11 protein-coding genes are annotated in these 12,593 nt (G+C 68.2%); 8 read left to right on the forward strand and 3 right to left on the reverse strand.

Annotation, left to right across the window (positions count from 1 at the left end; translation table 11 throughout):
* Positions 1 to 150: 150 nt before the first annotated feature.
* The 7 genes from U9J41_RS09345 to U9J41_RS09375 all read left to right on the forward strand — a co-directional run bounded on the left by U9J41_RS09345 (position 151) and on the right by U9J41_RS09375 (position 9,428).
* Positions 151 to 459: a hypothetical protein gene (locus U9J41_RS09345; RefSeq protein WP_322401920.1), complete on the forward strand. Its 309-nt coding sequence runs from the start codon at positions 151 to 153 to the stop codon at positions 457 to 459.
* 161 nt (positions 460 to 620) lie between these two features.
* Positions 621 to 941: a hypothetical protein gene (locus U9J41_RS09350; protein WP_322401921.1), complete on the forward strand. Its 321-nt coding sequence runs from the start codon at positions 621 to 623 to the stop codon at positions 939 to 941.
* 91 nt (positions 942 to 1,032) lie between these two features.
* Positions 1,033 to 4,482 carry a transcription-repair coupling factor gene (gene mfd / locus U9J41_RS09355; RefSeq protein WP_322401922.1) on the forward strand — a complete coding sequence of 1,150 codons (3,450 nt, stop codon included), beginning with the start codon at positions 1,033 to 1,035 and terminating at the stop codon, positions 4,480 to 4,482.
* Between the two features lie 22 nt (positions 4,483 to 4,504).
* Complete coding sequence (gene serB, locus U9J41_RS09360) at positions 4,505 to 5,353, forward strand: phosphoserine phosphatase SerB (protein WP_322401923.1); 849 nt, start codon at positions 4,505 to 4,507, stop codon at positions 5,351 to 5,353.
* 44 nt (positions 5,354 to 5,397) lie between these two features.
* Positions 5,398 to 5,847: a hypothetical protein gene (locus U9J41_RS09365; protein WP_322401924.1), complete on the forward strand. Its 450-nt coding sequence runs from the start codon at positions 5,398 to 5,400 to the stop codon at positions 5,845 to 5,847.
* Between the two features lie 157 nt (positions 5,848 to 6,004).
* The gene (locus U9J41_RS09370) at positions 6,005 to 6,514 is read left to right on the forward strand and encodes a hypothetical protein (protein WP_322401925.1); all 510 of its coding nucleotides are present in this window, start codon (positions 6,005 to 6,007) and stop codon (positions 6,512 to 6,514) included.
* Between the two features lie 403 nt (positions 6,515 to 6,917).
* Positions 6,918 to 9,428, forward strand: a complete 2,511-nt coding sequence (locus tag U9J41_RS09375) for a TonB-dependent receptor plug domain-containing protein (RefSeq protein WP_322401926.1) — start codon at positions 6,918 to 6,920, stop codon at positions 9,426 to 9,428.
* Between the two features lie 22 nt (positions 9,429 to 9,450).
* Here the strand turns inward: U9J41_RS09375 and U9J41_RS09380 are convergent, their stop codons facing one another.
* Genes U9J41_RS09380 through U9J41_RS09390 form a run of 3 tightly spaced genes read right to left on the reverse strand, consistent with a single transcriptional unit; the run spans position 9,451 to position 11,917 of the window.
* Positions 9,451 to 10,434 (reverse strand): aldo/keto reductase, encoded by a 984-nt coding sequence (locus U9J41_RS09380; protein WP_322401927.1) that lies wholly within the window; start codon positions 10,432 to 10,434, stop codon positions 9,451 to 9,453.
* A 35-nt stretch (positions 10,435 to 10,469) separates the two neighbouring features.
* Complete coding sequence (locus U9J41_RS09385; RefSeq protein ID WP_322401928.1) at positions 10,470 to 11,003, reverse strand: GNAT family N-acetyltransferase; 534 nt, start codon at positions 11,001 to 11,003, stop codon at positions 10,470 to 10,472.
* On the reverse strand, positions 11,000 to 11,917 hold the full coding sequence (locus U9J41_RS09390; protein WP_322401929.1) for an EamA family transporter: 918 nt from the start codon (positions 11,915 to 11,917) through the stop codon (positions 11,000 to 11,002). The genes U9J41_RS09385 and U9J41_RS09390 overlap by 4 nt, the downstream gene beginning before the upstream one ends.
* 181 nt (positions 11,918 to 12,098) lie before the next feature.
* On the opposite strand from U9J41_RS09390, the gene U9J41_RS09395 reads away from it, so the two are divergent.
* Positions 12,099 to 12,512 carry a hypothetical protein gene (locus U9J41_RS09395; protein WP_322401930.1) on the forward strand — a complete coding sequence of 138 codons (414 nt, stop codon included), beginning with the start codon at positions 12,099 to 12,101 and terminating at the stop codon, positions 12,510 to 12,512.
* Positions 12,513 to 12,593: the final 81 nt, after the last annotated feature.

Here is a 12,593-nt window from a genome sequence, read left to right on the forward strand (position 1 = left end):
CGGCCCGTTTTTCGTTAACGCCCTGCCAAGCGCATTGCCACAAAACAAAGAGATCGTGCGTCCAGTCCTACATGTCTGTACGGGATGATCCTATTTCGTGCAGGCATGTGTGCCGCCATGATGGCGTCACTTTTACAACAGGAGTGAACGATGAAAAAGTACCAAGCCCTTCTGATCGGCGGCCTGATGGCCATGAGCCTGGCCGCATGCAGCTCGACCGCCACCAACGGCAGCGACGCGACCGGCAGCTCCGCGGCGGGCGCGACGTCCAGCAGCACCGGCTCGAGCACGACCGGCACGACCGATTCCTCCACGATGGCGGCCCCGGCCACCGGCGCGGCGGGCACGGCGAATTCCGTCCCGCCCACGACCTCCGCCGGCGGCGCCGGCAACTCGGACGCGACCGGCCAGGGCACCAACACCCAGGGCACGAGCACCCAGGGCACCAACGGCCACTGATCGCTTCCACGCTCCGTCCGGCCCATTCGCGGCCGGACGATCGCGCGCGGCATGCCATCGATCGGTGCGCCCAATCCTACAGCGCGTCACGTGCCCATCCTATTCTGTACGGCCCTGCTCCGCCGCATGATGGTCGCGTTCGTCAATCACGGGAGTGAACCATGAAAACGTATCGAGGCATCCTGACCGGCGGCCTGATGGCCCTGGGACTGGCGGCATGCAGCGCCACGGGCAACAACACGGGCAACAATATGGGCAGCAACGCGGTCAACAACACCGGCGACACCATGCGCGGCAGCACGGCGTCGGGCGCGACCTCCAGCGGCGCCGGCCAGGGCGTGCAAGGCGCGGGCGGCCCGGGCGCGATGCCGGCGGGCACCGCCACCTCCGGTTCGTCGGGCACCTCGTCGGGCATGAACGCCAAGGGCGCGACGGCCACCGGCAACTCGGGCGACAACACGTCCGGCACCGGCGTGCGCTGAACCTGGCGCGAACGGGTCGGCGCAGGGCGGCCCGGGCGTTGTTCGTCTATAATGTCTGCTCGTCCTGACGACCCGACAATAGCACGCGTCAATGCCCTTCGACCTCACCAGACACCTTCCCAAACCCGGAACCCGTTTCGCCCTGCCCCAGCTGCATGGCTCGGCCGATGCCTATGCGCTCGCCGTCGCCGCCCTCGCGCTGAAAGCCAGGAAGCAGATGCTGACCGTGATCGTCGCGAACGCCAGCGACGGCCAGCGCCTGCTCGACGAAATCCCGTGGTTCGCAGAAGGCAAGCTGTCGTGCCACCTGCTGCCGGACTGGGAGACGCTGCCCTACGACGCGTTCTCCCCGCACCAGGACCTCGTGTCCGAACGCCTGGCGACACTGCACGAAGTGCGCAACGGCCAGTGCGACGTGCTCGTCGTCCCGGCGACGACGGCCCTCGTGCGCCTGGCGCCGCCGTCCTTCCTCGCCGCGTACACCTTCTTCTTCCGCCAGGGCGAACACCTGGACGAGGCGAAGCTCAAGGCCCAGCTGACGCTCGCCGGCTACACCCACGTCACGCAGGTGATGTCGCCCGGCGAATATTCCGTGCGGGGCGGCCTGATCGACCTGTTCCCGATGGGCTCCGCGCTGCCGTACCGCCTCGACCTGTTCGGCGACGAGATCGAGACGATCCGCACGTTCGACGCCGACACCCAGCGCTCGCTGTACCCGGTCAAGGAAGTGCGCCTGCTGCCGGGCCGCGAATTCCCGATGGACGAACAGGCGCGCGCCGCGTTCCGCGGGCGCTGGCGCGAACGCTTCGAAGGCGATCCGTCGCGCTCGACGACCTACCGCGACATCGGCAACGGCATCGCGTCGGCCGGCATCGAATACTATCTGCCGCTGTTCTTCGACGAGACGGCCACCTTGTTCGACTACCTCCCGGACGACGCATCGCTCGCCCTGGTGGGCGACATCGAGGCATCCATCCAACGCTTCTGGACCGACACGGAGTCGCGCTACAAATTCCTCAAGACCGACCGCGACCGCCCGATCCTGGAACCGAAGGAGATCTTCCTCGGCACCGAGGACTTCTTCGTGCGGGCCAAGCCGCACGGCCGCTGGGCCATCGCGCGTGACGCGGGCGCGGGCGCATCGGAACTGTCCGCAGCGATCCCCGACATCGCCGTCAACCGCCGCCTCGACGATCCGCTCGCGAACCTGCGCTCGTACCTGATGCAGGCGGCCGGCGAGCGCGTGATGATCTGCGCGGAATCGGCCGGCCGGCGCGAGACGCTGCAGCAGTACTTCAACGAATACAAGCTGGATCTCGCGCCCGTCGAAGGCTTCGACGGACTGCGTGCGTCGGATGCGAAGGTCGTGCTGGGCGTCGCGCCGCTGCAGGCCGGCTTCGAACTGATGGAAGAAGGCGCCGGCCACCTCGTGTTCATCACGGAGACGGAGCTGTACGCCGGCTCCGGCCGCCGCGCCGGCAAGAAGAAACAGGAAGCGGGGTCGCAGGTCGAATCGATGGTGCGCGACCTGTCGGAGCTGAAGATCGGCGACCCGGTCGTGCACATCAACCACGGCATCGGCCGCTACCTGGGCCTCGTCAGCATGGACCTGGGCGAAGGCGAGACGGAATTCCTGCACCTCGAGTACGCGAAAGAGTCGAAGCTCTATGTGCCGGTGTCGCAACTGCACGTGATCTCGCGCTACTCGGGCGCCTCGCCCGAGGACGCGCCGCTGCACACGCTCGGCTCCGGCCAGTGGGACAAGGCCAAGAAAAAGGCGGCGGAACAGGTGCGCGACACGGCCGCCGAGCTGCTGAACCTGTACGCCCGCCGCGCCGCGCGCCAGGGCCATTCGTTCGAATATTCCGCCGGCGACTACGAAAACTTCGCCCAGAGCTTCGGCTTCGACGAGACGCCGGACCAGCGCGCGGCCATCGCCGCCGTCATCCAGGACATGACGTCGGGCCGGCCGATGGACCGCCTCGTGTGCGGCGACGTCGGCTTCGGCAAGACGGAAGTCGCGCTGCGCGCCGCGTTCATCGCGGTCATGGGCGGCAAGCAGGTCGCGATCCTCGCGCCCACGACCCTGCTCGCGGAACAGCACGCGCAGACGTTCTCCGACCGCTTCGCCGACTGGCCCGTGCGCATCGCGGAACTGTCGCGCTTCCGCACCGGCAAGGAGATCAACAACGCGATCAAGGGCATGGCCGACGGCACCGTCGACATCGTGATCGGCACCCACAAGCTGCTGTCGCCGGACGTGAAGTTCACGCGCCTGGGGCTCGTCATCATCGACGAGGAACACCGCTTCGGCGTGCGCCAGAAGGAAGCGCTGAAGGCGTTGCGGGCCGAGGTCGACGTGCTGACGCTGACCGCGACGCCGATCCCGCGCACGCTGGGCATGGCGCTGGAAGGCCTGCGCGACTTTTCCGTCATCGCGACGGCGCCGCAGAAGCGCCTCGCGATCAAGACCTTCGTGCGCAGCGAGGGCGGCTCCGTCATCCGCGAGGCCTGCCTGCGCGAACTGAAACGGGGCGGCCAGATCTACTTCCTGCACAACGAGGTCGAGACCATCGACAACCGCCTCGCGATGCTGCGCGAACTGCTGCCGGAAGCGCGCATCGCCGTCGCGCACGGCCAGATGCACGAGCGCGACCTGGAAAAAGTCATGCGCGATTTCGTCGCCCAGCGCTACAACATCCTGCTGTGCACGACCATCATCGAGACCGGCATCGACGTGCCGACCGCGAACACGATCATCATGCACCGCGCCGACAAGTTCGGCCTCGCCCAGCTGCACCAGCTGCGCGGCCGCGTCGGGCGTTCGCACCACCAGGCCTATGCCTACCTGCTCGTCAGCGACGTGCTCGGGCTGTCGAAACAGGCGCAGCGGCGGCTGGACGCGATCCAGGCGATGGAAGAACTGGGCAGCGGCTTCTACCTCGCCATGCACGACCTGGAAATCCGCGGCGCCGGCGAGGTGCTGGGCGAGAACCAGTCGGGCGAGATGCTGGAGATCGGCTTCCAGCTGTATTCCGACATGCTGAACGAAGCCGTGAAGGCGCTCAAGGCCGGCCGCGAGCCGGACATGAGCGCGCCGCTGTCGTCGACGACGGAAATCAACCTGCACGTGCCGGCCCTGCTGCCGGCCGATTTCTGCGGCGACGTGCACGAACGCCTGTCGATCTACAAACGGCTCGCGAACTGCGAGGAACAGGGCCGCATCGACGACATGCAGGAAGAACTGATCGACCGCTTCGGCAAGCTCCCGGATGCCGTGAAGGCGCTGATCGAGACGCACCGCCTGCGCATCGCGGCGAAGTCCGTCGGCATCGTCAAGATCGACGCGCATGCGGAAAGCGCCAGCCTGCAATTCATGGAAAAGCCGCCCATTGATCCGATCAAGATCATCACGCTGATCCAGAAGAACCGCCACGTCAAGCTGGCCGGCCAGGACAAGCTGCGCATCACGTCGAACATGCCGGACCTGGCCGCGCGCGTGAACCAGGTCAAGCAGACCATCAAACAACTCCTCGCGTAATCATCCACAAGCAGAACGAATCATGTCCATCAAGCTCGTACTCCAGGGCCCGCAGGCCGACCAGGCCGCGCTCGCGCGCGTCGCCCGACTCGCCCATCCCGCACGCACCACCGAACTCCACGCGCACGCGCTGCGCTGCGACGGCGTCGACGTCACGCCGGAACGCAGGGCCGCCGTCGACGCGGCGGCCCACGCGGCCGGCATCGACGCCACGTTCGTCGAAGCGGGCCTGACCCTGGCCGATTTCGGCCTGGTCGCGATGGACATGGATTCGACCCTGATCACCATCGAGTGCATCGACGAGATCGCGGACATGCAGGGCCTGAAACCCCAGGTATCGGCGATCACGGAAGCGGCGATGCGCGGCGAGCTGGATTTCGCCGAGAGCCTCACGCGCCGCGTCGCGCTGCTGGAAGGCTTGCCGACGTCGGCCCTGGAGCGCGTGTACGAGGAACGCCTGCGCATCTCGCCGGGCGGCGAAGCGATGCTGCAGGGCGTGCAGGCCGCCGGCCTCAAGACGCTGCTCGTGTCGGGCGGCTTCACGTTCTTCACCGAGCGCCTCAAGACGCGCCTGGGCCTCGACTACACCCACGCGAACGTGCTGGAAGCGGCGGGCGGCGTCCTGACCGGCAGGGTCGTCGGCGGCATCGTGGACGCCGAGGAAAAGAAGCGCACCGTGGAACGCGTGTGCGCCGGACTTGGCATCGATACGCGGCGCGCGATCGTCATGGGCGACGGCGCCAACGACCTCAGGATGATGGGCGTGTCCGGGCTGTCGGTGGCGTTCCGCGCCAAGCCGGTCGTGCGCGCGCAGGCGAACGTGGCGCTGAATTTCAGCGGACTTGACGGGCTGTTGACCATTCTCGGCTGAACTGGGTGTACAATTGACGCGTGGAAACATTTTAGGAAATCATCATGACTATTTCCTCCCTCACGTCGACGACGTCCACGCCGACCTACACGACGTCGAGTCCGCCCTCGACCACGCCGCCAACGACAGCACCGACGCCGACGGCGACGACCAGCGTGGCGATTGCCGCGCTGGCCCAGGAAGCGAGCATCGTGGCGACGCTCGGAAGCGCCCCGTCCGGATTCCAGACGTATGACGCCACCGGCCTGCTGAACCAGGTCGCGGCCGCCAGCAACGCGGCCGCGGGCGCGGCGCCGCAACCGCCCGCCGCGGACGGCACGTCGACCAGCCAGGACGCGTCCACGACCACATCCCCGGCGTCCGACACGTCGGTGTCCGCCGCCGTCCCCGGCGACTGGGGCTCGATCCTGAAATCCAATCCCGCGCTGACGAGCGTCGCGGTCGCCGACGCCGTCGCGCAAGGCATCGTCAATACGATCAACGTCTACGCCTGAGCGGCGCGGTCCGAACATGGACGATGCGTAATGCATGTAAAGCCGGGTAAAACGGCCGGCCGCGCCCCTCAGGTTTTTGCGCGCATGACGTTATAGAGGCATGGCACCCGACGCACGACGCGGCCGGCGCCACCCTCAACTTCATGGGAGAACGATCATGTCCGTATCCGCAGTCTCGACCAGTGCGACGTACCAATCCATTTCATCGACCTCGAACGACCGGCCGTCCGGCGGCGGCGCGATGAAATCGCTCGCCGACGGCATCAACAGCGGCGACCTTACCAGCGCCAGGGCGGCGTTCGACACACTTCAAAAGCATCGCCAGGGCGCGGGCGCGACGGCGTCCGCCACGACGGGGTCGACCGCGGGCACGAGCCAGCGCGACCAGGACATCGCCGCGATCGGCAAGGCACTCGACAGCGGCGACGCCGACGCCGCCAAGCAGGCCCTCGCCAAGCTGCAGGAAGACCGCAAGAATGCGGCCGGCTCCGGCGGCGCGACGCAGGGCACGCACCAGGCACACCATCACCACGGCCACAAGGCGCAGGCCGGCGGCGGCTCGTCGGCCACGAGCGGGACGACGCCGACCGCCTCGATGACCTACAGCGCCTCCGCATCGACCGCGCCGACCGCGGCGCCCGGCTCCACCATCGACGTCACCGCCTGAACGGGGCGCCCCCTCCTCCACGCATCCGCACCGAAGAACGCGACCGATCCTATCCGGTCGCCGCACCGCCCCGACCCGGCCGCCAGCAAGCGGCCGCATGGTCCGGCACCGCTCCGTTACCAATCTCCTTGGCAACATTGTGACATTTCGGGTATATGCATATCCGGAATTCGCATGCTCATCCAGCCCGTTTCCGAGGTCGGTCTCTCCGCCATGGTGTCCAGAATAGCCGGATTCCGTCTATTGTAACAAGCAAGATTGCATTGTATGCATCAATTTCACAACAGTATATACAAGTGACGATTGTGAATACGGTTGAGCGCTCGTTACACTGGTCCACGCCCGGCCAGCACCAAACCGGTGCGGCCGCGTTCGCACAACAACAACCATCGAGAGACCCAGGATGACACCACACCGCGCCGTACCCGTCTTCACCCGCACCTTGCTCGCTTCTTCGTTGTTCCTCGCTTTCGCCCCCGCCTGGTCCCAGGACACCCCCGCCGAACCTCCCGCAGCCACCCAGGCCGCCGCCGTGCCGGCCCAGCCGCCCGCCGACTCGGGCATGGCGTCCGTCGTGGTGCTCGGCTCGCGCTCGACGGCGCGCACCGCGCTGGATTCAGCCGCACCCGTCGGCCTGATCAGCGGCAAGGACATGGCGATGGCCGGCCCCGTCGAACTGGGCAAGCTGCTGCAGACGCTGGACCCGTCGTTCAACTTCTCGACCACGTTCATCAGCGACGGCACCGACATCATCCGCCCCGCCACCCTGCGCTCGCTCGGCCCGGACCAGTTGCTCGTGCTCGTGAACGGCAAGCGCCGCCACCAGCAGGCGCTCGTCAACGTGCAGCAGACCATCGGCCGCGGCTCGGCCGGCACGGACATCAACGCGATCCCGATGTCGGCGATCCAGCGCATCGAAGTGCTGCGCGACGGCGCGGCGGCGCAGTACGGCTCGGACGCCATCGCCGGCGTGATCAACATCGTGCTGAAGACCCAGACCAACGAGACGCAGCTGTCCGGCACCGTCGGCGGCACGACGGAAGGCGGCGGCGAACTGCGCCAGGGCAGCGTCAACAAGGGCTGGACGATCGGCGACGGCGGCTACGTCAACCTGACGGCCGAAGCCCGCTACCGCGGCGAAACCAACCGCGCCGGCGTCGACACGCTGCGCGTCGACCCGCCGCGCGTCACCCAGCGCATCGGCGACAGCCTCGCGAAGGACCAGTACTTCTGGTGGAACTCGGCGATTCCCGTCGCCAGCGACGGCGAAGTCTATGTGTTCGGCGGCGTGTCGCACCGCACCGGCGATTCGTCCGGCTTCTTCCGCTCCGCCGGCGACGGCCGCAACGTGCCGGCCATCTATCCGAACGGCTTCCTGCCGAACATCCGCACGACCGTCAAGGACGCGTCGCTTGCCGTCGGCTACCGCCGCGACCTGCCGAACGACTGGAAGGCCGACGTCTCCGTCAACCACGGCCGCAGCGAACTCGATTTCCACGAAAAGGAAACGATCAACGTCAGCTACTGGTACGAGCCGAAGCCGGGCGGCGGCATCTACGCCGAATCGCCGCTGGAAGCCGACACCGGCAAGCTGAAATTCACGCAGACCACGCTCAACGCCGACCTGCGCGGCCCGCTCGACGTGATGGGCCGCAAGGTCAACTTCGCCACCGGCTTCGAATGGCGCCGCGACGGCTATGCGATCGACGCCGGCGATCCGGTCTCGTACCAGTACGGCCGCACGAACAACCCGGCCATCGCGATCAAGGACCAGACGGGCGCCGCGGCCGCTTCGGGCACGCAGGGCTTCCCCGGCTACACGCCCGCGACGGCCGTCGACGACGCGCGCCACAACATCGCGCTGTACGCCGACGTCGAACACAACATCACGCCGCAACTGCTGATCGGCGCTGCCGCGCGCTGGGAAAAATACTCGGACTTCGGCAGCACGACGACCGGCAAGCTGTCGCTGCGCTACGACCCGACCCGCCAGGTGGGCTTCCGCGGCACGCTGTCGACGGGCTTCCGCGCGCCGAGCGTGCAGCAGAAATTCTACAGCTCCGTGTCGACGAACCTGAACAGCGCGGGCGTGCTGACCGAGACCCTGACCGCGCGCGAAGGCAGCGCCGTCACCAGGGCCTTCGGCATCCCGAACCTGAAGCAGGAGACGTCGAAGAACGGCAGCGTGGGCATCGTGCTGCGCCCCGTGTCGAACTTCTCGCTGACGGCCGACCTGTGGCGCATCGACATCGACAACCGCATCGTGTTCTCGTCGACCATCGCGCCGGAATCCGGTGCGTGCGCCACGGCCGCCGCTTGCCCGATCAAGGCCATCCTCGACCCGCTGAAAGTCGGCCAGGCGCAGTTCTTCACGAACGCGATCGACACCGAGACGAAGGGCCTGGACATCGTCGCCGACCACACGACGCGCTGGCCCGGTTCGACCCTCGTGCTGTCCGCGCAGCTGGACTTCAACCGCACGTCGGTGACGGGGCGCCATTCGGATTCGCCGGTGCTGACGGGCACCCAGCTGTTCGACGATTCCCAGGTGACGCTGATCGAACGCGGCCAGCCGCGCCAGCACCACGTCGTGGCGGCCGACTACACGCACGACCGATGGAACGGCAACGTGCGCGCCAATTACTACGGCGAAGTGCAGGGCCAGGGTTTCACCGCGCCGTTCATCCAGACGTGGGACGCCAAGTGGATCGTGGACGCCACCGTGCGCTACAACTTCAGCAAGTCGACCAGCCTGACCGTCGGCTCGAACAACATCTTCAACACGTTCCCGACCAGGTGGGATCCGGTCAAGGCCGCGCCGTTCCCGCAAATGGGCTTCACGTACTGCTGGGAGACCTGCCCGTTCGGCATCAACGGCCGTTCGTGGTCGGCCCGCGTCGACGTCGCGCTCTGACGTCGACGTAAATTTTCGCGGGTCAGTACGGCCCGCGGATGAAATCGCGCACGTGGGCGCGGTACATGCCGGCGAGCTGCTCGTGCAGCGCCGCCGGCAGCGGCGGCACGGCAGCCGCGTCCACGTTCGCGCGCACCTGGTCCGGGCGGCTCGCGCCCGGGATCACGACCGACACCGCCGGGTGGTCGAGGATCCAGCGCAGCGCCATCTGGCCCATCGTCATCCCGGCCGGGACCAGTGGCGCCAGTTGCTCGATGGCCGTGATGCCGCGCTCCAGTTCCAGTCCCGCGAACGTTTCGCCCACATTGAACATGGCGCCGTCGCGGTTGAAATGGCGGTGGTCGTCGGCGCGGAACGTCGTCGCCCGCGTGATCTTCCCGCCCAGCAAGCCGCTCGCCAGCGGCAGCCGCACGATGATGCCGACCTTGCGCTCCACCGCGCGCGGGAACAGTACCTCGGCAGGCTTCTGGCGGAAGATGTTGAAGATGACCTGCAGCGACGCCAGTCCTTCCTGCTCCAGGCAGATCATGCCCTCGTCGACGGATTCGACGCTGGCGCCCCAGCGCCGGATGAGGCCTTCCTGCTGCAGTTCGCGCAGCCAGTCGAACACGTGGCCCTGGCGCAGCACGTCGGTCGGCACGCAATGCAGCTGCGTGAGGTCCAGCGCATCGACCTGCAAACGCTCGAGCGAGCGCTGCGTCGCTTCGCGCAGCGATGCGCGCGTGTAGCCGTCCGGGTAGATGCCGGCGCGTCCCAGCTTGGTGGCCACGACGATGTCGGTGCCGGTCCGGCCGGCGAGGAAGCGGCCGATCGAGCGCTCGCTGGCGCCGTCGCCGTAGACGTCGGCCGTATCGATGAAGCGCACGCCGGAGTCGACCGCCATTTGCAGCGTCTGCCGCGCCACGTCGTCGTTCCAGTCGTTGCCCCAGCCGCCTCCCAGCTGCCAGCATCCCAGGCCGATTTCCGGCACGGTCAGGCCATCCGGGCCCAGTTGTCGTCGTTGCATGGTCTTCCCTCGGTCGTCGTTATCGAGCCGCTACTCTAACCCAGCGCGGCAAACGATGCCGCGTCGTCCAGCGGGAGCGCCATCAGGACCTCGTCGTAAAACGCATCCTTGACGCACAGGGCGCGCGGCTCGCGGCCGTACGCCGTGAACCCCAGCGATGCGTACAGGGCGAGCGCGCGTGGATTGTCCGCATTCACCGCCAGGTGTGCCTGCAGCGCGCCCTGCGCGCGCGCGTGGGCGCACGCGGCGCCCAGCAGCCGGCGTGCGAGCCCGCCGCGCCGGTGCGCGGGGTGCACGTACACGCCCCACAACGTGGCCTTGTGCGCCACCTGCGCCAGCGGCTCGCGGCGCACGCCGGCGATCGCGACGAGGTCCGTCCCCGCGAATGCGCCGAACACGGCCTGCGACGCCGTCGGCGCGATGCGGGCGCGCACCTCCGCCGGCGTGCCCCGCGCCTCTTCCTCGCGCGTGGGCCAGATCGCCAGCGGCGCCTCGACCGTCGCGAGCAGGCGCAATTGCCGGAACGCGGCCCAGTCGTCTTCCCGCAGCAGGCGGATGTCGTGGTTCACAACGGCACCGGCGGTTCGGCATCGGCGGGACGGCGCCGGGCGGCCAGGCCGGCGCTCGTCGCCGCGCCGATCGACGATGCGACGATCAGGGCGATCGCGAGCCACTGGGCGGCGTCGAGATGCTCGCCGAGCAGCACGAGACCCATCAGCGCGCCGATCGCCGGTTCCGCACTGAGCAGCGTGCTGAAGGTGTTGGCCTGCAGGCGGCGCAGCGCCACCATCTCGAGCGAATACGGGATCGCGCTGGACAGCACGGCGACCGCGACGCCGACCTCCAGCACGGACGGCGCCAGCAGCGCAGCGCCCGCATGCGCGATGCCGACGGGGGCCGCGATCAGCGCGCCGAGCGCCGTGCCCCAGCTCGACGCCGCCGGGCCGTACGCGGCACTGGCGCGCTTGCCGGCAAGGATGTACACGGCCCAGCAGGCGCCCGCCACGAGCGCGAACGCGATGCCGCGCCAGTCGACGGCCGCCACGCCGCCGCGCAGCGGCAGCAGCAGCGCGAGGCCGGCGCAGGCGACGCCGATCCAGGCGTAATCCAGGCGCCGGCGCGACGTCGCCACGGCCACGACGAGCGGCCCCGTGAACTCGACGGCGATGGCGATCCCCAGCGGGACGTACGCGAGCGCCGTGTAGAAGCTGAGGTTCATCGCGCCCAGCGTCAGGCCGTATTGCAGCAGCGCGCGCCGGTCGCCGCGCCCCTTGACGCGCCAGGGCCGGAACACGACGGCGAGGATCACGGCGGCAAACGTGAGGCGCATCGCCGTGGCGCCGGTCGCGCCGACGACGGGGAACAACTGCTTGGCAAGCGAGGCGCCCGCCGTCAGCGAGACGAGGGACGTCAGGAGGGCGGCGTACGGCACCCAGGCCGACCAGCCGGCCGGCCGCGCGCCGGACTGCGTAGAAGAAGACATCGAAAAGCGTAAGCGAGACGGAACCCGACACGATATCATCAAACCGGGCGCCGCTGCCGGCAGTAAGCTCGGGCTGTGCCAAGCCGGCCATTGTTCCGCAAAGTGAACAGGTGTAACAGCCTGTAAATCCACAGGCGCGCGCCGCCCGAATCCGTATAGTTAGCAGGTGAGGAGAACCGCCATGAAAACGCTCGCCATTATCGTTTCGCTCGCAGCAGCGCTCAGCGGCTGCGCCACGTATTACCCCGCGCCGGCCAACTACGGCACGCGCGCCTATGCCCAGCCGGACGCCGACGGCTGGCAGGTCGTGTCGGTGACGCCGGTCGCGCCCGGCACCGGTGCGGCCGCCGCCGCATCCGGCGACGCCGGCCGCGTGACCTACGCACCGGCCCCGGCCACGGTCGTGACCCAGCCGGTGTATGTCGCGCCGCCCGTCTACGCGCCCGCCCCGGTCTATGCGCCCTACGGACCCGTGTACGCGGACCCGCTGTGGTATCCGCCGATCTCGATCGGCCTCGGCTTCAGCTGGGGCCACTGGAGCGGCGGCCATCGCGGTGGCTGGGGTCATCGCGGTGGGTGGCACGGCCATCGCTGACATTTGCCCGAACGTCGGTCGGACAAAGGCTGCGCCTCGGCGCGGCCTTTTTTTATGGCTGTGTTCGCGTTAATTAGGTAA

It is taken from the genome of Massilia luteola, assembly GCF_034420155.1.
Lineage (GTDB): Bacteria > Pseudomonadota > Gammaproteobacteria > Burkholderiales > Burkholderiaceae_D > Telluria > Telluria luteola.

Bases quoted from the DNA above. Each gene is read 5' to 3' on its own strand.
- U9J41_RS09345 (WP_322401920.1), top strand. From the start codon at position 151: ATGAAAAAGTACCAAGCCCTTCTGATCGGCGGCCTGATGGCCATGAGC.
- U9J41_RS09350 (WP_322401921.1), top strand. From the start codon at position 621: ATGAAAACGTATCGAGGCATCCTGACCGGCGGCCTGATGGCCCTGGGA.
- mfd (WP_322401922.1), top strand. From the start codon at position 1,033: ATGCCCTTCGACCTCACCAGACACCTTCCCAAACCCGGAACCCGTTTC.
- serB (WP_322401923.1), top strand. From the start codon at position 4,505: ATGTCCATCAAGCTCGTACTCCAGGGCCCGCAGGCCGACCAGGCCGCG.
- U9J41_RS09365 (WP_322401924.1), top strand. From the start codon at position 5,398: ATGACTATTTCCTCCCTCACGTCGACGACGTCCACGCCGACCTACACG.
- U9J41_RS09370 (WP_322401925.1), top strand. From the start codon at position 6,005: ATGTCCGTATCCGCAGTCTCGACCAGTGCGACGTACCAATCCATTTCA.
- U9J41_RS09375 (WP_322401926.1), top strand. From the start codon at position 6,918: ATGACACCACACCGCGCCGTACCCGTCTTCACCCGCACCTTGCTCGCT.
- U9J41_RS09380 (WP_322401927.1), bottom strand. From the start codon at position 10,434: ATGCAACGACGACAACTGGGCCCGGATGGCCTGACCGTGCCGGAAATC.
- U9J41_RS09390 (WP_322401929.1), bottom strand. From the start codon at position 11,917: ATGTCTTCTTCTACGCAGTCCGGCGCGCGGCCGGCCGGCTGGTCGGCC.
- U9J41_RS09395 (WP_322401930.1), top strand. From the start codon at position 12,099: ATGAAAACGCTCGCCATTATCGTTTCGCTCGCAGCAGCGCTCAGCGGC.